The organism is Burkholderia sp. Bp9031 (genome assembly GCF_003857965.1).
In the GTDB taxonomy this organism is placed as follows: Bacteria; Pseudomonadota; Gammaproteobacteria; order Burkholderiales; family Burkholderiaceae; genus Burkholderia; species Burkholderia ambifaria_A.
Genome location: NZ_QTPW01000020.1, coordinates 80819 through 100946, shown reverse-complemented (window position 1 = coordinate 100946; position 20128 = coordinate 80819). Strand labels below are relative to the sequence as shown.

Genomic DNA, 20128 nt, shown 5'->3' with positions numbered 1-20128 from the left:
CGAATGATGCCGGTATAGCCATCAAAGGCGAATGTATGTTTCCCGTTGGACACCAATCCGGACGCTGCCGGGGCGCACTGATGCAATACGCGCAGTTGCCGTGTGCCGCGCATCAGCGATCCAGGCAAGCGCGTAGCGTTTTGGCATGACGTCGCGCTTCGTCCGCATCGGCGATGTTCGCGAACCCGATGATGAGGCCGCGCGGCGTTTGCTGCGTGTGGCTGTTCGTATACCAGATCGACAGCGGCAGGACCGCGAGCCCGGCGTCGCGCGCGCGCGCGGCGACCGCGACGTCGTCGACCGGTCCTTCCGGCCCGTCAGTGAATCGCACGGCGAACTGAATGCCGCCGGCCGGCAATTCGACGATCAGCCGCTCGCCGAACGCCTGCCGCAATGCGTGCACGATCAGCGTGCGGCGCTCGCCGTACAGCGTGCGCATGCGCTTCAGGTGCCGGGCAAAGTGACCCTGCTCGATGAAATCGGCGAGGGCCGCCTGCAGGAGCGTCGGCGAACCGGCATTCATGCTGCATGCCACGCGTTCGACGCGCTCCACGGCGCGCTCCGGGACGACCGCGTACGCGAGCCGCAAGCCGGGGTACATCGCCTTGCTGAAGGTGCTGCAATAGATCACGTGATCCCGGCGGTCCAGGCTCTTCAACGCGGGCAGCGGGCGGCCGAGATAGCGAAACTCGCTGTCGTAGTCGTCCTCGACGATCCACCCCGACGTCTTTTCGGCCCAGTCCAGCAAAGCGATGCGACGGGAAAGCGACAGCGTATGCCCAAGCGGGCTCTGATGCGACGGCGTCACGAGCGCGAAGCGCGCTTGGGGGTCCAGCTGCATGCCGCGCCCGACGTCGATCCCTTCGGCATCCACCGGCACGGGAACGAGTTGCACGCCGGTCTCCGACAGGAAGCCGCGGGCGAGCAGATAGCCGGGATCCTCGAACCACACGCGGTCGTTCGCGCGGGCGAGGCTGCGCAGCACGAGTTCGAGCGTGGCGCGGTAGCCGCCGGTGACGAATACCTGTTCCGGCACGCAGGTGACGCCGCGCGACAGGGTCAGATAGGTCGCGATGTGTTCGCGCAGCGGCCGGTAACCGGCCGGATTCGGGTAGCCCAGCAGCGCGCGGTCGCTGCTGCGCGCACGCAGCGACACCAGCCGGTGCCAGACCTTGCGCGGAAATGCATCGAGCGCCGGGAGCCCCGGTTGCAGCGGACGCGGCTCGCCGCTCATCGCGACGGCGATCGGCTGCGGGCGCCGTGGCGGCGGATTGTCGTGCGACATGCCCGCCTCATCGCGCGGGCCGGCGGATTCGGCGCGCGGTGCCGGTGCGCCGCCTCGCGCGGGCGCCGCGCGTGTCAGCGCGACCGGCAGGGACGGCGACACGAACGTACCCGCCGCGCCGCGCATTTGCAGGTATCCCTCGTCGACCAGGATCGTGTAAGCCTGTTCGACGGTGCCGCGCGCCGTGTTCAGTTGCGTCGCCAGGCCGCGCAACGCGGGCACGCGATCGCCGGGGCGCAGGTGACCGGCGGCGATCGCGGCCCTGAAACGCTCGCAAATCTGCAGATAGACCGGCAACTGGTGATGCCGGTCGATTTCGATGGTCAGCGGGGGCGTTTGCGTGGACATCGCGGTCTCCCGGGTAACGCGAACGGATAGGGCATGGACTAGTCCTGTCGACGATTCTTGGCACTTATGGATAGGACATGATTCTTCCACAATTGCGCCACGTGATGCGACGGTTATGACCGGCTTCATCGGATCGGGCACCCGTCGCATCCGCTTCGCATTCCAATGCAATCCATTCGTCAGGAGATTTTGCGATGAAGATCGTTGTCATCGGCGGTTCGGGCCTGATCGGCTCGCGTGTCGTCACGTTGCTCGGCGCAGCGGGCCATCAGGCGCTGGCCGCATCGCCGCGCACCGGCGTCAATACCATCACCGGCGAAGGCCTGGCCGACGCATTGACGGACGCGGACGTCGTCGTGGACGTGGCGAATGCGCCGTCGTGGGAACCGCAGGCGGTGCTGGACTTTTTCCGCACGTCGGCGCGTAATCTCGGCAAGGCCGAAGTGGCCGCGGGCGTGCGCCATCACGTCGCGCTGTCGATCGTCGGCTGCGACCGCATGCCGGAGAACGGCTATTTCGCGGCCAAGGTCGCGCAGGAACAGGCGATCGAAGCGGCGGGCGTGCCGTACACGATCGTGCGCGCGACGCAATTCATGGAATTCATCGGCGGTATCGCGGATTTCGCCACGCAAGACGGCACGGTCCGGATTGGCGACGGATTGTTTCAGCCGATCGCCGCGGAAGACGTGTCGGCGCTCGTCGCGCAGATCGCGCTCGCCGGGCCGCTGAACGGCACGGTCGAGATCGCGGGCCCGGATCGCGCACCGTTCGCGGAGATCGTCGCACGCTATCTGAAGTCGGTCGGCGACGCGCGCACGGTCGTGACCGATCGCGATGCACGTTACTACGGTGGCCGCGTCGAGGAAAAATCACTGGTACCGCTTGGGGAGGCGCGGCTCGGCCGCATCGGTCTCGACCAGTGGCTCGCGGAAATCTGATTCGCGTTCGCACGTTTGGCGGCTCGCCGGCGCAAGCCGGCGATGGACAGTCAGGAGGAGCGGCATGCGTTGGGGGCAGCGGAAATGAATCAATCGGAACCATCGGAGCAAGGCGCTCGTCGCGACCTGGCTGGTCGCGCCGATGCACTCTCCGCGAGCTTCGGTGCGAGCTATGCGGGCATTCTTGCATTCGTCGCAGTGGCGAGCGAGGGGAGTTTTACCAAGGCTGCCGAACTTCTTGGCGTCGGCCGGCCGGCCGTGAGCCGGAACGTCCAGAAGCTGGAGGCGCAGTTGAGTACGCGGCTGTTCCAGCGGACCACGCGCATGACCGAACTGACTTGCGAAGGCCAGCGATTCTTCGAGAACTGTCATCAGGGCGTGGCGCAGATCGTGGAAGCCATGAACGACATGCTCGAGTTGCGACAGGGGCCGCCGCGCGGCCTCATTCGTATCAGCTCGGCGGTGGGATTCGGCAGGAAAATCGTCGCGCCGCTGCTGGAAACGTTCGCGGAGGCCTATCCCGACATCGTCATCGACCTGTTGCTCGACGACCGGCCGATCGACCTGGTGTCGGAGCGGATCGACGTGTCGTTCCGCAATGGACGCATCGAGGACTCCAGCATCATTGCCCGGCAATTGATTCCGATGCAGGTGGCGCTCTGCGCGGCACCTTCGTATGTGGCCAGGCACGGGCTCCCGCAGAGTCTGGAGGACCTCGGCCGGCACAAGTGCATCAATTTCCGTTTTGCCAGCGGTCGCATACTCGAATGGGAGTTCAATGTCGACGGCCGCGTGCAAAAGTACCTGCCGACGTCGCGCCTCACGTTCAACGACACGGATCTGGTGTTGCGCGCCGTGCTGAACGGGTCGGGCATCGCGCAGATGGCCGGCTACCAGATCCGCGACCATCTCGCGTCGAACGAACTCGTCGTCGCGCTGGCGAAGCACGTGCCGGAGGATCGCGGCCACTACATCTGCTACCTGAGCCGGCAACATCTGCCGACGCGCATTCGAATCTTCGTCGACTTCATGACCGAGCAGATTCGTGCGCTCGATCTGAACTGCATGACGCGGTTCAATCCGGATGTCCCGGGGGCTTCGTCGGCGGGGCTGGCGGCTTGAAGAATGCGTGAGGACGGACTGGCCGTCCGACCGGATGGTGCGGACGCTGTCTGCACGGTCCCCACCGCTCGAATCGAGCCGGGAAGGACATTTGATCTCCTCTTTCCGATTGCGCCGCGGCGGATCGCGGACCTCCGCGAAGCTGCCGATCGTGCCTACTGCCGGTTGCCTAAGCGCGGCTTATGATCAGCACAACCTCGGCTAAATCAGATCGGCCGGTCATTCGACCGGAGTATGTTGCCTCATCGGATCGATGACCATGACCAGGACGCGTTAGAGCCGTTTGGTCGCGGGGACGACGTTGCGCGGTACAGGGAGACGTTCGCGCCACGCCGAGCACGATCATTTTCGGTAAAGACGTAGGCAAACAGGACGATCATGACCTTCAAGCGCACTTTCCATGCCGTCGAGACTCACTCGGGTGAGCCGATGCGCGTGATCACCGGTGGCGTTCCCCATATCCCGGGCAACACGGTCTACGAGCAGATGAAGTGGCTCGAGCAGAACGACGACCAGATCCGCATGCTGATGCTTCGCGAGCCGCGCGGCTATCCGCCGCTCTGCTGCAACCTGGTGGTGCCGGCAAAGCATCCGGATGCGGCGGCGGGCTACATCATCATGGAGCAGGTCGAATATCCGGTGATGAGCGGCGGCAACACCATTTCGGTTGCGACCGTGCTGCTGGAAACCGGAATGATCCCGATGCAGGAGCCCGTGACGGAGTTCCAGCTCGAAGCGCCGGCGGGGCTGATCGGCATCCGCGCGGAGTGCAGCAACGGCAAGGTCACGTCGGTCACCTTCAAGAACGTGCCGGCGTTTGCCGCCCACATCGAGCAGGTCATCGACGTGCCGCATCTCGGCAAGGTCACGGTGGACGTGGGCTGGGGCGGCATGTTTTACGTGATCGCCGACGTCCGCCAGTTCAAGGGACTCGAACTGAAGCCCGAGCACGCCCGGGAAATCACCCGCGTCTCCGCGCTGATCCTGAAGGCTGCCCAGGAGCAGTTGCCCGTCGCGCACCCGCATTACCCGGGCTACGGGATCACGATCGCGCAGCTGTCCGGTCCGACGGAGAACCCGAACGCGGACTGGAAGAACGTCGTCACGGTGGCCAGCGGCGCAATCGACTTCGACAAGCCGGCGACGTGGACCGGCGCCGTCGACCGATGCCCGTGCGGCACGGGCACGTCCGCGAAGATGGCCACCCTTCATGCGAAGGGCCAACTGGACCTGAACCAGCCGTTTCGACACGAAGGCGTGCTGGGAACGGTGTTTACCGGCAACCTCGTCGAGCGGGCCAGCATCGGCGACATCCAGGCGGTCGTGCCGACGATCTCGGGCCGTTCGTGGATCTACGGCTACAACACCTATGTGCTCGATCCCGACGACCCGTTCGTCAACGGCTTTACGATGGGCGACATCTGGGCATGACACGGGGCGGCCTGGCAGGCCGTCGGTCGGCAGGACAGGCAGGCATGCGGGCGACCCGGGCACCTTGAAACGGCCCGGGTCGTCGATTGCATTTGGGGAGCGAGACGATGAAATACGAGCGTGAAGCAGCGCGGCTGGTGGCGTTCGACGCAATCAAGGCGGTGGGTGCGAACGATGCAATCGCGCATTCGCTCGCCGAGGCGGTGATATCGGCTGAACTAGCCGGAAGCAAGGCGGTCGGTTTTGCCCATCTGCCGGACTACCTGGACGGTTTCGCAAAGGGCAGAATTGCTGCGAGTGTGGAGCCGGCGGTGAGCTTTCCGGCTCCGGCCGCAGTACGGGTCGATGCACGAGGCGGCATCGCGCAACTGGCCTACGACTGCGTGTTCGACGAACTCGTCGACCGAGCGAAGACGTATGGCGTCGTCACGCTGGCCGTGTCGAACAGTTTCACTGTCGGCGAGCTCGGCTACTACACGCGCCGGCTCGCAGAGTCGGGCCTGGTCGCGCTCGGTACCTGCAACGCGACGGCGCAGATGACCACGCAGGAGAGCGGCAAGGCGGTGTTCGGAACCAATCCAGTGTCGTTCGCCGCTCCGGTCGCGAACGAGAGGCCTTTCGTGATCGACCAGGCATCCAGCGCAACCGCATTCGTCAACGTTCGCAAGGCTGCGGAAGCGGGCGAGGCGATTCCCGACGGGTGGGCGGTGGACGGGCAAGGAATGCCGACCACTGACGCGCGTGCGGCCATCAGCGGCCTGCTGTTGCCGTTCGGCGGCGCGCGCGGCGCCAACATCGCGATGATGATGGAGATCCTGGCCGCGGGCGTGACCGGCGCCAACTGGTCGATGGACGCGCCGCCTTATGCACGAGGGAGCGAGACGCCGGGCGTCGGGCTGTTCGTCATGGCCGTGAAGGCCGATGTGTTCGCCAGCGATTTCGAAGCGCGCCTGGTCGCGCAGATCGCCAGGCTGGCGCAAGCCGGCGTGCGGATTCCGGGCAGTCACATCAAGGTGCGCGAGATCGACGTGCCGGACGACGTGATGAACCGGGTTCGTGCGTTCGGAACGGCCGGTTGAACCTGAGGCCGCCCGGCCGGCGGGGTGGCAGAACGCGCGGGCGGTCGTAGTCGGTAGTCGATCCGGTCGCGCTGCAACTCCGCAGCGACGTCACTCGGCGGGTGCCGCGCCCTGGATGAATCGTGACTGCTGCCGCGTGCGGTATTGCCGGCCCGCTTCGAGCATGGCGATGCTGCCGAGAATGAGGACGGCAGCCAGAATCTCCGTCAGTCCTACTGCTTCACCGCTGCCCCACCCGATGAGCAACGCGACCACGGGCGTGATGTACACGGCGCCCGCAGCCGCCACGGCGCCGAGTTTCTGCAACAGGTAGTAATACAGAATAAACGCCGAGCCGGTGCCGAGCAGCCCGAGCCCGATCGCGATCCCGGCCATCGCACGGCTGTCCTCGAAAATCCGTCCGATGCCGTGGACGTCGGTCAGTGCGGCAAGCATCAGCAATGCAATACCCATCTGCCAGGTCACGATGGCCAGCGGCGCGAGGCCGGTCGGCGACAGGAAGCGCCGGGCGTAGATGTACGAGAAGCCGAAGAGTGCCGACCCCGACATCATCCATGCGACGCCCGCCAGGCTGATGGCGTCGCCATTACCCAGGCCGGCCCACGGCCGCGCGATCAGCATGATGCCCGCCATGCCCAGCGCGACACCGTATTGCGTCGGGCGGTTCATCTTCTCGTTGCGCAGGAACAGGCCCGATGCCAACGATGTGAAGATCGTCGACGATCCGCCCAGCACGCCGGCAATACCGGACGGGAGCAGCGTCGTCCCCTGTGCCATGGCGAAGTAGGGGAAGGCCGCGGCCAGCGCGGCCATCACGGTGAAATGATGCAGGTGGCGTAGCTGGCCGAGCCGGATCGCGCGTTGATGCCAGGCGAGCGCGGCTAGCGGCGCGAAACCGAACAGGACGCGCAGCAGCGATATCTGACCCGGGCTGATATAAGCCCCCGCCCATTTCATGTAGATGAAATTGGATCCCCAGAACACGCCGAGGAGGACGAAGGCGCAATAGGTTCGTATCAAGATGGATCCGGTTCGGCGGGTTGGCGATCGGCGCGGGCGCGCTTCGTCAGGCGGGACGCGATGGTTCGGCGCACAGCTCGCCCGCAATGGCCCAATCGCTGGCGGGAACGTCCTCGAAGATGACGAAGGTATGCCTGGGTTCGATCCCGGCATGGCGAAACAGGCTCTCCGTGATCTCGGCAGCGACGGCCTTCTTGGCGGACGCCTCCTTGCCCGCGAGCCAACTGACGCGAACGACCGGCATGGGTATCTCCTTTCCGACTGTCTGAAGCAGGGTGTTGTCGAGCGCGGCGCAGCCGGCCGGTTGCGCCGACACGGGCCCGGCGCCAGCGTACGTTTCAGGCAAGTATCGAAAGGATGAAAAGGCGGGTCAACGGACTATTTTTTCCTGGTCGCATTACATTAGGTTATGCGAGCGAAACCGTAGGCAACGACGCGCAGGAAACGACGGCAACGCGACGCAGCGAATGGGCACCGGCGGCGCGAAGCCGACCTGCGTCGCGGACGTGATGCCGGCCGATCAACGACGAGTGCGGAAAGTCGAACGGCGCGGTTCAGCGAACCGGGAGATCCTCGCGCAGCCAGTCGATCAACTGGTTGACTGCCGGCGTGATCGAGCGGCCGTGAGGCACGACGACGAAATAGGCATCGGTCATCTTGCAGGACGCGACCGGCAGACGGACCAGCTCGCCGGTCGCCAGCAGGTCGTGGACCATCCGGCTCCAGCCGAGTGCGACGCCTTGCCCGTATCGCGCCGCCTGGACGGCGTCGGTATAGAGGCTGCAGCGAAGGACGTAGTTCAAGCGGCTCGGGCGGTGACCCACCGAGTGGAACCATGCGTCCCAGCCCATCCATCCCTCGTAGGTCGAATCGGATTCGACGAGCGGCAGCGCGGCGAGCGCCTGGAGCGATTCCGGCATGCCGTTCTCCTCGAGGAATCGCGGCGAGCAGACGGGAAATACTTCCTCGTCGAACAAGAGGATCGACGTGCCGTCCGCCCACCGGCCATCGCCATAGCGCACCGCGACATCGACCTCGACGTGCCGGAGGTCGGCCGTGAACATCTGGGTGGTCAGCCGCAACTGCAACGGCGGATTCAGTTGCTTGAGCTTGGGAAGCCGCGGCAGCAGCCGAAATTGCGCGAACGGCGCGGTCGACGCGAGGACGAGTTCCTGCTGCTCGGCGCCGGTCGACAGGCGATCGAATACGCCGGCGATCTTCTGCATGGATTCGGCCACCGTCAGGTACAGCATTTCCCCCTCGGTCGTCAGCGAGATCGAGCGATGCAGGCGATGAAAGAGACGGACATTCAGCGTTTCCTCGAGGAACCGTACTTGCCGGCTCACGGCCGCCTGCGTCACACCCAGTTCGGTCGCGGCAAGCGTGAAGCTCGCCAGGCGCGCGACTGCTTCGAACTCGACCAGCGCCGTCAACGACGGGACGATGCGTCGATACCCTTTGGTTCGTTTCGTCATGTTCATCAGGTTGGTGTCATGCGGGGTGCAGGCTCGAGGCCGGATGGCGTCCGGCCATCGGAAACGCCATGGCGGCGCCCCATCGTTCGGCGCGCCGGCGCGACATCCTGAGCCTACAAATTGTAGGGGTCAAGTCGGTGCGCCGCGGCGGTCGGATGGCGCCGGATTCCTTGCGGGCCAGTCGAATCAGGGTAAATCAGGGCGGGGCAAAGATCGCATAACTTAAAGTAATGCGAAGCAGAAAATAAGGCGCGTTGACGCTACGAATCGGCACTCCAATACTTCGGGCAAAGCGCAATGGAGGCATTGCGAAAGTCAACCCATTGGAGGAGTACATGTCTGCGATCCCGCTCAAGACCCATCGCGAGTTGCTCGACAGCCGCAAGCCCGGACACGGGATGCCGGCCGAGCTTTTTGGCCGCCAGGACGTGTTCGAGACGGACGTCGAAGTCTTCTTCGAGAAGCTGTGGATCTTCGTTGCCGTGACGGCCGACGTGCCGGAACCGGGCGACGTCTACGCGGTGGACATCGGCAAGTCGTCGATCATGATCGTGCGTGACGACGACGAGAACATCCGCGCTTACCGGAACGTCTGCCGGCATCGCGGCGCACGCCTGATGAAGGGCGGCGCCAAGGCGACCGTCGGCATGGTGGTGTGTCCGTATCACCAGTGGACGTACGACCTGGACGGCAGCCTGAAACATGCGACTCACATGGGCAAGGAATTCGACACGACATGCCGGAGCCTGATCCCGGTGCACGTCAAGGTGGTCGGCGCGCATGTGTTCGTTTGCCTTGCCGACGAGGCACCGGACGATTTCTCGACGCTCGAGACGGTGATGGCGCCGCGCTTCGCGCCGCACGACATGCAGCGCACGAAGATCGCGCACGAGATGACGATCGTCGAGAACGGCAACTGGAAACTCGTGATGGAGAACAACCGCGAGTGCTACCACTGCGGCGGTACGCATCCGGAACTCACGCAATCGTTCCTTGCGCACGACTTCGGCTTCTGTCCGGACGGGCAGAGCGACGAATCGCTGCGCGAGTACGACGCGTACCTTGCGCACAATGCGGCCCGCAAGGAAGAGTGGGAGGGAGCAGGCTATATCTGCGAAGCGTTCGAGTCGCTCGACGAGAGCGTCGACACGAATTTCCGTTCGCAGCGGCTCGTCATTGCCGGTGCCTGCGAATCGCAGACGATGGATACGAAGGTGGCATGCACGAAGCTGCTCGGCGGCCTGGAGCGCCGCGATCTCGGCGACGTGCACATGTGGGGCCATCACTCGTGGACGCACGTGATGAGCGATCATGCGGTGGTCGCGTACATCCTGCCGCTCGCGCCGGACAAGACGGTGGTGCGTACCGTGTGGCTGGTGCATGCGGATGCGGTCGAAGGCGTCGACTACGACCTGAAGACGCTGACCGAAGTGTGGGAAGCCACGACGCGGCAGGATGCGGATCTGGTTGCGATCACGCATAGCGGAACGCAGGACCCCGCCTATGTGCCCGGCCCGTACTCGACCTACACGGAAGCCGCGCTCGATCAGTTCGCACGCTGGTACGACGCACGCCTGAAGGCTCACGGAATCTGAGTTTCGCCATGACTGTCAGAGAGAATTCTTGCGTGGCCGGTCCGGCTGCGGAAGCACGGGATCGCTTCTCGGACCCCGACACCTGGGAGCGCGCGGAGCCGCAATGGTCCAGCGGCGAGCGCAAGACGCTGGTGTGCTGCAGGGTGCGGGCCGAAACGCACGACGTCCGCACCTTCGTGTTCCGCGCGAAAGACGGCCAGGCCTTCGCCTTCGAGCCCGGCCAGTTCATCACCGTATCGGCGGACATCGACGGCGTGCCGGTCAGCCGCTGCTATACGATCTCGTCGCCGCCAACGCGGCCGTACACGTTGACGATCACGGTCAAGCGCACGCCCGGCGGGATCATGTCGACCTGGTTGCACGACAACATGCGGCCCGGTGTCGAGCTGGATGCGTTCGGCCCGTCCGGCATCTTCACGCCGGCCGCCGCGCCGGCCGTGAAGATGCTGTACCTGTCGGCCGGCTCGGGCGTGACGCCGCTGATGTCGATGACGCGCGCGGCGATCGACCTCGGCCTGAATCTCGATATCGTGTTCGTTCACAGTGCGAGAACGCCCGAGGACATCATCTTTCGCAACGAGTTGAACCGGCTGCGGGAGGACGCGGACCATCTCCAGGTGATCCACGTGTGCGAAGCGCCGGGGGCCGAGGCAGGCTGGCGCGGCCCGATCGGCAGGCTGAGCGTCGAACTCCTGCGCGAGCGCGTCCCGGACTATCGCGACCGCGAGGTGTTCACATGCGGCCCGTCGGGCTATATGAACGCCGTCAGGGATCTCCTCGTCCAGGGCGGCCACGACCCGGCCCGCTACCATCAGGAAAGCTTCAACTTTGCCGAAACGGTGGAGCCGCTTGCTGACGTTGCCGATGGATCCGGCAACGCGGAGCAAGTGGCGGACGGCACCTATACGGTCCGGCTGGCCAAGTCGGGCAAGACGTTCGCGATGAATGCGTCGGAGACGGTGCTCACTGCCGCGCGCAAGAACGGCGTCGCGTTGCCGTCCTCGTGCAGCCAGGGCATTTGCGGCACGTGCAAGACCGCGGTGCTCGAAGGCACCGTCGACATGCATCACAACGGCGGCATTCGTCAGCGCGAAATCGACAAGGGCCTGCGCCTGATGTGCTGCAGCCGGCCGACGTCGGATCTCGTGCTGGATCTGTAGTCCGCGCCGAACCTTCGGGTTCCGGTTTCCCCACCTTCAGTCGGACGGCGTCCCGGGCCGCTTCTCCACGAAGCCGTCCCGGGGCGCCTTCATCCAGGTCCGTTCACTTTCCTTGCGTTGCAATCGTGCACGACGTCTCGCCTGTCCCGGATTCGAAACCGCGCCATTTCGGGTTTCTCATGCTTCCGTCGTATTCGATGATTGCATTCACGAATGCGCTGGAAGCGTTGCGCATCGCCAATTACGTGGACCGTATCGAGCACTATCGCTGGACGGTCTTCTCCGTCGACGGCGTCCCCGTCGAAGCCAGCAACGGCATCTCGATCCGGCCCGTGCAGGCGCTGGAGTCATCCGGCGATCTGCCGGACGTGATGATCGTATGCGGCGGCACGCACATCCGGGAGACCGTGGACGCGCGGCTGCGGCAGGCACTCGTCGCGCTCGCGAGCCGCGGGATCGCACTGGGCTCGCTGTGCAGCGGTGCGTATGCGCTGATGTCGGCGGGCTTGCTCGACCACTACCGTTGTGCGGTGCACTGGGCGGATCTGTTCAGGCTGCGCGCCGAGTTTCCGGACGTCCGGATCGCACGCGAACTGTTCGTCGTCGATCGCGACCGCATGACCTGTACCGGCGGCACCGCCCCGCTGGACATGATGCTCAATCTGATATCGACGCATCTCGGCCCACATCTGGTCGTACGCGTGTCGCAACACCTGCTGCTGACGAGGCTGCGAAGCGCGAGCGAGCACCAGCCGATACCGGTCGGCGCGCGGCTCGAGTCGGCGCGTGCGGAGCTCGTGGAGGCGGTGACCCTGATGGAGGCCAACGTCGAGGAGCCGCTTTCGTTCGACGAAATCTCGCGGCTCGTCGGACTGTCGGAGCGCCAGATGCAACGCATGTTCAAGCAGTATCTGAACGCGTCTCCGCGCGAGTATTACCTGAGTGTTCGCCTGAAGCACGCGCAAGGGCTATTGCGCACCGGTAACGATTTCGTCGCGCACGTATCGAGCCGTTGCGGATTCCCGTCGGCGTGCAGTTTCAGCAAGGCGTATCGACGGGAATTCGGCCATGCGCCGATTGCCGAGCGTCGCATTCCGCGTCAGGCATAGATGGCCATCGAGATCGAATCGGCACGATCGTCCGGACGACAGGGCGGGGCGGGCCATTCGCCATCCGGCGCACGGCCCGCCCCGCTTCATGGTTGCGTCGCTCGCTTACTTCTGGCCGAGCCAGACCGCGAACTTCTGGTTCAGGTCGTCGGAATGATCGGCCCAGAATGCGATGTTGGTGTCGATCGCGTTCTTCTGGTTCTGCGGCGCGGTCGGCAGGTACGGCGCGACCTTGGGATCGACCAGCTTGACCGACGACTGGCGCAGCGGCCCGAGCGCCGTGGCCGTGGCCAGCTTCGCGAGGGACTCGGTCGAGGTCGCGTGGCGAATGAAGTCCTGTGCGGCCTTCTGGTTCTTCGCCCCCTTCACGATCGCATAGCCTTCGATGTTCTTGACTTCACCATCCCACAGGAATCCGAACGGTTTCTTGTCCTGCGTGGCGGCGACGTAGATCCGGTTGTTGTAGGCGCTCGTCATCGTCACTTCGCCGTCGGCCAGCAGCTGTGGCGGCTGCGCGCCGGTTTCCCACCAGACGATCGACGACTTGATCGTATCCAGCTTCCGGAATGCGCGCTTCAGGCCGTCGGGCGTCGCGAGCGTCTTGTAGACGTCCGCGGCGGGGACGCCGTCGGCGAGCAGCGCCCATTCGAGCGCGGCTTCCGGCGACTTGCGCAGCCCGCGCTTGCCGGGGAACCGCTTCAGGTCGAAGAAGTCCGCGATCTTCGTCGGCTCGCCGCCCTTGAACGCATTCTTGTTGTACGTGATCACCGTGGACCATGCGACGTTGCCGACCAGGCAGTCCGACAGGCCGCCCGGCATGAAGTCGGACTTGGCCGCGGCACCCGTCGAGGCTGCCGGCAGGGACGCGGGATTGATCTTCTCGAGCAGACCTTCGTCGCACGCGCGCGTTGCGTCGGCGAGCTGCATGTCGACCACGTCCCACGTGACGTTCTTCGTCTCGACCTGGCTGCGGATCTGGGCAATCCCGCCGTTGTACGTATCGGTCTTGACGTTCGTTCCCGATTGCGACGCGAACGGACGCACGGCGGTCGCGTTTTGCGCGTCCTGATACGAGCCGCCCCATGACGAGAAAACGAGTTCGGCGGCCGTGGCCGGCAGCGCCGCCATGCCGATCACGACGAGTGCCAACGCCTTCAAAGAGTGATTCATTTAAAGCCTCACCAAGAAATGTGCAGAAGTCTCCGCGATAGTTTTCGAGCGGCAGGCGGCCTTCGGTCGAAGCCGGAAATGGCGCGTCTGCCGCGGTCGGCACATCCATCTGAATCTCCGCCGCGCGCCCTTTCGCGTGATCGGGCTGGCGGCGGGTACTCATACGTCGTGCTTGCGAGCTGCCTTCGATGATGCCGCGATCCGCAAGCCCGCGTTCCGGTCGCGAATCGATCTTGGGGTGGACGAAATTGCACCGACGCTTCGCAACAGCCGCTTATGCATAGATAAAGGCGCGCTTACGATATCGCGCCGACCGGGCGCGACGCGTAGTGTTGACCGACGCGCGAACATGAACACGCGTGTCACCGGTTCGTGCCGCGTGACGTGCGTGCGGACACCAAATCGAGGGCGACGCTATGTACGATGAGGCCAGCGGTCAGATCTATCGCGGCGACGGGCCGATACTGGTTGCGGCGCCGCATGTCGGGACGGCGATTCCGGAGGCGTTGCAGGCGCTGCGCGCGTGGCGCGCCGTGCAGGAGATGCCGGTGGATCCGGGCGGCGCAAGACTCCGGGAAGCCGCCGCGGCGCGCGGGATGTCCTGCATCGCCGCGCGCATGCATCCGTGCGTGATCGACGTCAACATGGCCGCCGACCCTCAGTCGCTTGCGTCCGAACTCGGCCGCAGCGCGCTGTGCCGGCCCCATTCCCCATCGGGGGAGCGCCTTTACGGCGGGATGGCCGAGCTGTCGGAAGTCGAAGTGATGCGGCGCGTACGACAGTACTGGCAGCCCTATCACGACGCACTCGCAACGGAGTTGAAACGGCTGCGCGAGATCCATGGCGACGTGCTGCTCGTCGTGCCGCACGCCAGCTCGCGGCTGTCGCCGTTTCAACACCCGTCCGGCGCGTCCGATTGCAACGTGGGAACGAACCGCGGGGCATCGTGCGACAAGCTCCTCGTCAGCACCCTGACGAAGTCGGTCAAGCGCAGCGGACGCTCGTGGGTCGTCAACGGCAAACTGGCCGACGCCTTTGCGGCACAGCACTATGGAATGCCTGCGGCCGGCGTGCACGTCGTCGAACTGGAGGTCGCCGGCAAGTGGCGGGAGGCGTGCGAGGCCGCACCTGTCGCCAAGTCGACCGCCAACGAGTTCGACGGGCTGCTCGGCCATCTGCTGGACGCGTTGTCGACGCTGGCGAACGCCGAGGGTGCGTGAGCAATGCATCGCGAGATCGATTCCCGTCGAGGGCTTCAGGGCGACACCATCCCGTGCTACAGTCATCTGTCACTTTGATGCCCATCATGAAAGATAGCGGACCTGAACGGTATCCCGACTGGGATCTCCTTGCGAGCTGGCTGGCGGTCGTGGAAGCGGGGTCCATCTCCGATGCCGCCGATCGACTGAACATCTCGCAAGCGGGCGTGTCGCAGCGCATCAAGGCGCTGGAGACGCTGCTCGACACCACGCTGCTCGACCGTGCGACCCGGCCTGCCAGGCCGACCGCAGCCGGCCAGCGTCTGTTCGAGCACGCCGCGTCGCTGCTGCAGAGCGCGGACCAGATGGTGGAGAGCGTGCGCAACGTGTCGCGGGCCAAGCGCGTCGTCGTGCGGCTCGGATGCGTGGATTCGTTTGCCGCGACGATCGGCCCGATCATCATCAAGGCGCTGTCGGGCGCATCGCACCAGATCCGGCTCTGGTCCGGCATCACGCCGACGCTCGACGCGCAACTGGAAGCCCGTCAGCTTGACGTTGCCGTGACGACGAGCGGCACCACGCCGGCCATGGGCATTCGCAAGCAGAAGCTGTTTTCCGAGCCGTACTTCGTCGTGTTGCCCAAAGGCTTCGAAATCGATCGTTTGACGACACTGACCGAGTTGGGCAAGCATCTTCAATTCATTCGCTACAGTGCGCGATCGGTCATCGGCCAGCATGTGGATGCGTACCTCGCCGCGCATGCCGAGCACATCGAGCGATCGTGCGAATTCGATGCGACGGATCCGGCGCTGAGCCTTGTGGCCGCCGGGCTCGGCTTCGCGATCACCACACCGCTGTGCGTGTGGCAATCGCGTCACTATGTGCCGGACATCACCGTCGTGCCGCTCACGGCGTTCTCGCGGCACGGCCGGCCGTATACCGGCCTCAGCCGTTCGTTTTACCTGTCGTACCGCGAGAACGAGCTGGGCCATCTGCCCGCGGATCTCTACGACCTGCTTCGCCGTGCTTACGAACGCCAGGTGTCGCGCGATATCGCGAGGACGCTGTCGCTGAAGCCGGAAGACGTCTACCTGCCCGAAGCCGATTGATTCCCGTGCGCGCCGGCGCCGTCCGGCGTCTGTCGCCGGGATGTGCCGCGCATGTTCAGCCGCCAGATCTGCCCGGTCGCATCGTCGATCATGCCGTGGAATATCCCGATCACTTCATCGATCGTGATGGTGCTGGCCACACGGTGCTCGATCCACAGCCCGTGCACCAACGCCATCGCCTGAATGGCCCAGATCGTGGCCATGGTCCTGTCGCACCCGGCGTTTCGCAGGTCGTGAATGAAGTTCGATCGCAGGCGCCTGGAAAAGGCGGTGCATAGCCGCCGCACTTCGTCGTCGTGGGCGGACGAACTCCACATGTGCGGCCAGACGTTGGCCGCGCCGGGGCTCAGGACTTCATCGCTGAAGCACATGTCCGCCGTGAATTTCATGCGCTCGACCGGGTCGGCGATGCCTCGCCGTCCGGCGGTGAGCTGTTCGCGCACGCGCCTGATCAGATACACGAACGTCTTGTAGACCAGGTTGTTCTTGTTCTCGAAATGGTGGTGCACCAGGCCGACCGACACACGGGCGTATTCGCTGACTTTGCGGATCGTCAGGTTCTCCAGCCCGACTTGCCCGACGACTTCGAGCGTCGAATCGATCAGCTTGAGGCGCATGCCCTCGTATTGTGCGGATTCGTCCTTGCGGCCGTCGGAAACGGTTCCGCGGCGGCTGCCATCTTCCATGATCGTGCTCCGTGCCTTCCAGATTGAACGCTGCTTGCCGTCATTCCGTGCGGAGCAGTGAGGGGTTCGCACGATGATAGCGCCGAATGCGCGTGACTGAACAAGCGTTCATGCCGATCCGGTGGGGATCGATGCTTGCATTTTTCAGTGTGATTGAACGGATGTTCATGCGCAGTCGAGCCGAATCGGCGGGCGCATAGCAGAAAACGACAAATTATTAGTGTTAACGTGCATGCAGACCGTGCGTTTTTATTTTTGATATCAGGCAGGCCGGTTATATAGTACAGCGAGCCGTGCATGTACTGAACAAACGTTCAGATTCATTGGTCGATATGTGACCCTGATAATCGGGGCCGGATGTCGAGCCAAGCCGTCACGGCGATTGATCTCTCCTTTCCTTTCTCTGCGGGACTGAACCCATGCTCAATTTTTCGCACAAGGCGCTCGCCACCGGCCTGAGCGCCATTGCGTTGTCCGTCGCCTGCGGTGCGGCCTACGGGCAACAGGTCGTCAAGATCGGTGTCTCGAGTCCGCTCACCGGGCAGAGCGCGGCAAGCGGCAAGGACATCGAGAACGGCGTGCGCCTCGCGATCGAGGAGGCGAATGCGCAGCACATCAAGCTGGGCGGGCAGGAAGTCCGTTTCGAGCTCGATGCGGTCGACGACCAGGGCGACCCGCGCATCGGCGTGCAGGTCGCGCAAAAACTCGTCGACGACGGCGTGGCCGCGGTGGTCGGCTACTACAACTCCGGCGTGGCGCTGCCGTCCGCGCCGATTTTCGCGAAAGCCGGCATTCCGCTGATCGATCCGGCGGCGACCAATCCGGCCATTACGCGCCAGGGGTTGAAGACCGTCTTCCGCATCATTGCGACCGACGCGCAGAACTCCGGCAATGCCGGCAAGTACGCGGTGACCGTCACGAAGGCGCGGCGCATCGCGGTGATGGACGACCGCACCGCGTTCGGCCAGGGCGCGGTGGAGGAGTTCAAGAAGGCCGTCGCCGCGGCCGGCGGCAAGATCGAGCTGGCGGAATACACGAACGACAAGGCCGTCGAATTCAACGCGCAGCTCACGAACGTGAAGGCCGCACAGGCCGATCTGCTGTACTTCGGCGGTCTCGACGTCCAGGGCGGCCTCATCACGAAACGGATGCGGCAACTCGGCATGCGCACCCAGTTCGTCGGCAGCGGCGGCATTGCCGATCGCATCTTCATCAACGACGCGGGGCCGGCCGCGGAGGGTGCGATGGCGTGGGAATACGGGCGGCCGATCGACTCGCTGCCGCAAGGCAAGGCGTTCGTCCAGAAATACAAGAACCGGTTCGGTTCCGACATGCTGACCTATGCGCCGTTTGCGTACGACTGCGCGTGGGTGGCGATCAACGCGATGAAGCAGGCCAATTCCGCGAAACCCGCCGACTTCCTGCCCGCGCTGCGCAACACGCACTACGAAGGCATCACCGGAAAGATCGCGTTCGACGCGAACGGCGACCTCAAGAACCCGACCTCGACGCTCTATCAGGTGAAGGGCGGCCGCTGGGTTCCGGTCACGACGATCGGGGCGGAGTAAGGCCTGTTCACGCCAGTAACGGGCCCGGGCGTCGGCGTTCCATAACGATGTCCGATTCTTTGCATAAGTCGACATGAAGAAGCACGGGGCTTTTTTGGCAGCCACTACTCTCGAAACTGAAGTGACCGATTCGGGAAACGCTGCCGAAAACCGCGCCGATGCGCCATCCCCGATCGGTTTTATCGAAACGATTTGACAAGGAGTTAGCGTGAGTTCAGGTGCACAATTTCCGCTGCCGGCCAACGAACCGGAAGTGTCGTTCCGCCCGGGAACCGAAGCCGCAGACGCACTGAGCAAGGCCCTCGGGCAACGCGAAGTCGTCGACATCCCGACCGTCATCGGCGGGAAGAAGTATTTCTCGAACGATACGGTCGAGGTGCGCGCGCCGCACGATCATCAACGCGTGCTGGCCCGCATCCACCGCCCGACCGAAGCGCAGGTGTCGGAAGCCATCGCGAGCTCGAAAGCGGTGGCGCGCGACTGGGCGAGCCTCACGCACGCCAGCCGCGCGACGATTCTGCATCGGGCCGCCGAAATCATCGCGACGCGCCTGCGCGTGAAGATCAACGCGGCGACGATGCTTGGCCAGAGCAAGACGATCGACCAGGCCGAGCCGGACAGCGCGTGCGAGCTCATCGACTTCCTGCGCTTCAACGCGTTCAATGCGCAGCGCGTGTACGCCGAACAGCCGCTGTCGGTGCCGAGCGCGGTCAACCGCGCCGACTGGCGTCCGCTCGAAGGCTTCGTGTATGCGGTCTCGCCGTTCAACTTCACGGCCATCGGCGGCAACCTGACAACCGCGCCGGCGATCATGGGCAATACGGTGCTCTGGAAGCCGTCCGAAAAGTCGGCGCTCGCGAATTACATTTTCTACGAAGCGCTGGAGGAGGCGGGCCTGCCGCCGGGCGTCATCAACTTCGTGCCCGGCGACGCCGAGATGACCACGCGCGTCGCGCTCGCTTCGCGCGATCTGGCGGGCATCCATTTCACGGGTTCGTCGGCCGTGTTCCAGTCGCTGTGGAAGGGCGTGGCGTCGAAGGTCGACGCGTTCCGCACGATTCCGCGTCTCGTCGGCGAAACGGGCGGCAAGGATTTCGTGCTGGCGCATGCGTCGGCGAACCCGTCCGAAGTGGCGATCGCGCTGATTCGCGGCGCATTCGAGTACCAGGGCCAGAAGTGCAGCGCCGCATCGCGCGCCTATGTTCCGAGCAGCCTGTGGCCGGCGGTGAGCAAGGAACTGCGCGAGCGCCTGGCGGAACTGAAGGTCGGCGACGTCGCCGACGCGAGCACCTTCATGGGTGCGGTGATTTCGCAGGCGTCGTACCAGAAGCTCGCACGCGTGATCGGTGCCGCCAAGGAAGACAGCGCGGTGACCGTCGTGTCGGGCGGCAAGACCTGGTCGGATCCCGGCTACTTCGTCGAGCCGACCGTGCTGCAAGTCTCGGATCCGAAGCACGCGCTGATGACCGAAGAGCTGTTCGGCCCGGTCCTGTCGGTGTTCGTCTACGACGACAACGCGTGGGCGGACACGCTCGAGCTCATCGATGCGACGAGCCCGTACGCGCTGACCGGCTCGATCTTCAGCACCGACCGCTTCGCGCTGCACCAGGCCGAAGCCGCGCTGATCAACGCCGCGGGCAACCTGTACCTGAACGACAAGCCGACCGGCGCGATGATCGGCCAGCAACCGTTCGGCGGCGGTCGGGCGAGCGGCACGAACGACAAGGCGGGCTCGTACCTGAACCTGCTGCGCTGGGCGTCGCCGCGCGTGGTCAAGGAAACGTACCTGCCGCCGCGTGAGTGGCGATTCGGCGAGTAAGCCCGGGCAGGTTTT

18 protein-coding genes are annotated in these 20128 nt (G+C 64.7%); 12 read left to right on the top strand and 6 right to left on the bottom strand.

What is annotated here, in order from left to right; genetic code table 11:
• Nucleotides 1–112 precede the first annotated feature (112 nt).
• Nucleotides 113–1633, bottom strand: coding sequence for a PLP-dependent aminotransferase family protein (locus DIE15_RS23835; RefSeq protein ID WP_124834510.1), 1521 nt, complete (start codon nucleotides 1631–1633; stop codon nucleotides 113–115).
• Between the two features lie 194 nt (nucleotides 1634–1827).
• Between DIE15_RS23835 and DIE15_RS23830 the strand changes: the two genes are divergently transcribed.
• The 4 genes from DIE15_RS23830 to DIE15_RS23815 all read left to right on the top strand — a co-directional run bounded on the left by DIE15_RS23830 (nucleotide 1828) and on the right by DIE15_RS23815 (nucleotide 6203).
• The gene (locus tag DIE15_RS23830) at nucleotides 1828–2571 is read left to right on the top strand and encodes an SDR family oxidoreductase (RefSeq protein ID WP_057927651.1); all 744 of its coding nucleotides are present in this window, start codon (nucleotides 1828–1830) and stop codon (nucleotides 2569–2571) included.
• 84 nt (nucleotides 2572–2655) lie between these two features.
• Complete coding sequence (locus DIE15_RS23825; RefSeq protein WP_124834509.1) at nucleotides 2656–3693, top strand: LysR family transcriptional regulator; 1038 nt, start codon at nucleotides 2656–2658, stop codon at nucleotides 3691–3693.
• Nucleotides 3694–4071: 378 nt separating this feature from the next.
• Nucleotides 4072–5124 carry a proline racemase family protein gene (locus DIE15_RS23820; protein WP_124834508.1) on the top strand — a complete coding sequence of 351 codons (1053 nt, stop codon included), beginning with the start codon at nucleotides 4072–4074 and terminating at the stop codon, nucleotides 5122–5124.
• Nucleotides 5125–5231: 107 nt separating this feature from the next.
• A complete protein-coding gene (locus DIE15_RS23815; RefSeq protein ID WP_124834507.1) occupies nucleotides 5232–6203 on the top strand; it encodes an Ldh family oxidoreductase in 972 nt (323 codons plus the stop codon).
• 90 nt (nucleotides 6204–6293) lie between these two features.
• Here the strand turns inward: DIE15_RS23815 and DIE15_RS23810 are convergent, their stop codons facing one another.
• From DIE15_RS23810 to DIE15_RS23800, 3 genes are all read right to left on the bottom strand, one after another.
• Entirely contained in the window at nucleotides 6294–7223 is a 930-nt protein-coding gene (locus tag DIE15_RS23810) for a DMT family transporter (protein WP_185734538.1), read from the bottom strand.
• A gap of 46 nt (nucleotides 7224–7269) precedes the next feature.
• Entirely contained in the window at nucleotides 7270–7467 is a 198-nt protein-coding gene (locus tag DIE15_RS23805) for a tautomerase family protein (protein WP_057927775.1), read from the bottom strand.
• 310 nt (nucleotides 7468–7777) lie between these two features.
• Nucleotides 7778–8698, bottom strand: coding sequence for a LysR substrate-binding domain-containing protein (locus DIE15_RS23800; RefSeq protein ID WP_124834505.1), 921 nt, complete (start codon nucleotides 8696–8698; stop codon nucleotides 7778–7780).
• A 335-nt stretch (nucleotides 8699–9033) separates the two neighbouring features.
• Between DIE15_RS23800 and DIE15_RS23795 the strand changes: the two genes are divergently transcribed.
• The 3 genes from DIE15_RS23795 (at nucleotide 9034) to DIE15_RS23785 (ending at nucleotide 12562) form a co-directional block, all read left to right on the top strand.
• On the top strand, nucleotides 9034–10293 hold the full coding sequence (locus tag DIE15_RS23795; RefSeq protein ID WP_124834504.1) for an SRPBCC family protein: 1260 nt from the start codon (nucleotides 9034–9036) through the stop codon (nucleotides 10291–10293).
• Nucleotides 10294–10301: 8 nt separating this feature from the next.
• On the top strand, nucleotides 10302–11453 hold the full coding sequence (locus tag DIE15_RS23790; protein WP_124834503.1) for a hybrid-cluster NAD(P)-dependent oxidoreductase: 1152 nt from the start codon (nucleotides 10302–10304) through the stop codon (nucleotides 11451–11453).
• Nucleotides 11454–11632: 179 nt separating this feature from the next.
• Nucleotides 11633–12562, top strand: a complete 930-nt coding sequence (locus DIE15_RS23785; RefSeq protein WP_124834502.1) for a GlxA family transcriptional regulator — start codon at nucleotides 11633–11635, stop codon at nucleotides 12560–12562.
• 105 nt (nucleotides 12563–12667) lie between these two features.
• Here DIE15_RS23785 and DIE15_RS23780 read toward each other — a convergent pair whose 3' ends face one another.
• On the bottom strand, nucleotides 12668–13732 hold the full coding sequence (locus tag DIE15_RS23780; RefSeq protein ID WP_124834501.1) for a polyamine ABC transporter substrate-binding protein: 1065 nt from the start codon (nucleotides 13730–13732) through the stop codon (nucleotides 12668–12670).
• 416 nt (nucleotides 13733–14148) lie between these two features.
• Here DIE15_RS23780 and DIE15_RS23775 point away from each other — a divergent pair, with 416 nt between their 5' ends.
• Both DIE15_RS23775 and DIE15_RS23770 read left to right on the top strand, forming a co-directional pair.
• Nucleotides 14149–14952 carry an N-formylglutamate amidohydrolase gene (locus tag DIE15_RS23775; protein WP_124834500.1) on the top strand — a complete coding sequence of 268 codons (804 nt, stop codon included), beginning with the start codon at nucleotides 14149–14151 and terminating at the stop codon, nucleotides 14950–14952.
• A gap of 77 nt (nucleotides 14953–15029) precedes the next feature.
• On the top strand, nucleotides 15030–16040 hold the full coding sequence (locus DIE15_RS23770; RefSeq protein WP_124834499.1) for a LysR family transcriptional regulator: 1011 nt from the start codon (nucleotides 15030–15032) through the stop codon (nucleotides 16038–16040).
• Here DIE15_RS23770 and DIE15_RS23765 read toward each other — a convergent pair.
• Nucleotides 16019–16726 (bottom strand): TetR family transcriptional regulator C-terminal domain-containing protein, encoded by a 708-nt coding sequence (locus DIE15_RS23765; RefSeq protein WP_124834498.1) that lies wholly within the window; start codon nucleotides 16724–16726, stop codon nucleotides 16019–16021. The genes DIE15_RS23770 and DIE15_RS23765 overlap by 22 nt on opposite strands.
• Before the next feature lie 419 nt (nucleotides 16727–17145).
• Here DIE15_RS23765 and DIE15_RS23760 point away from each other — a divergent pair, with 419 nt between their 5' ends.
• The 3 genes from DIE15_RS23760 (at nucleotide 17146) to pruA (ending at nucleotide 20113) form a co-directional block, all read left to right on the top strand.
• Nucleotides 17146–18294: a branched-chain amino acid ABC transporter substrate-binding protein gene (locus tag DIE15_RS23760; protein WP_057927661.1), complete on the top strand. Its 1149-nt coding sequence runs from the start codon at nucleotides 17146–17148 to the stop codon at nucleotides 18292–18294.
• 73 nt (nucleotides 18295–18367) lie between these two features.
• Nucleotides 18368–18490, top strand: coding sequence for a hypothetical protein (locus DIE15_RS37775; protein WP_260428319.1), 123 nt, complete (start codon nucleotides 18368–18370; stop codon nucleotides 18488–18490).
• Nucleotides 18491–18502: 12 nt separating this feature from the next.
• Nucleotides 18503–20113, top strand: coding sequence for an L-glutamate gamma-semialdehyde dehydrogenase (pruA, locus tag DIE15_RS23755; protein ID WP_057927662.1), 1611 nt, complete (start codon nucleotides 18503–18505; stop codon nucleotides 20111–20113).
• Nucleotides 20114–20128: the final 15 nt, after the last annotated feature.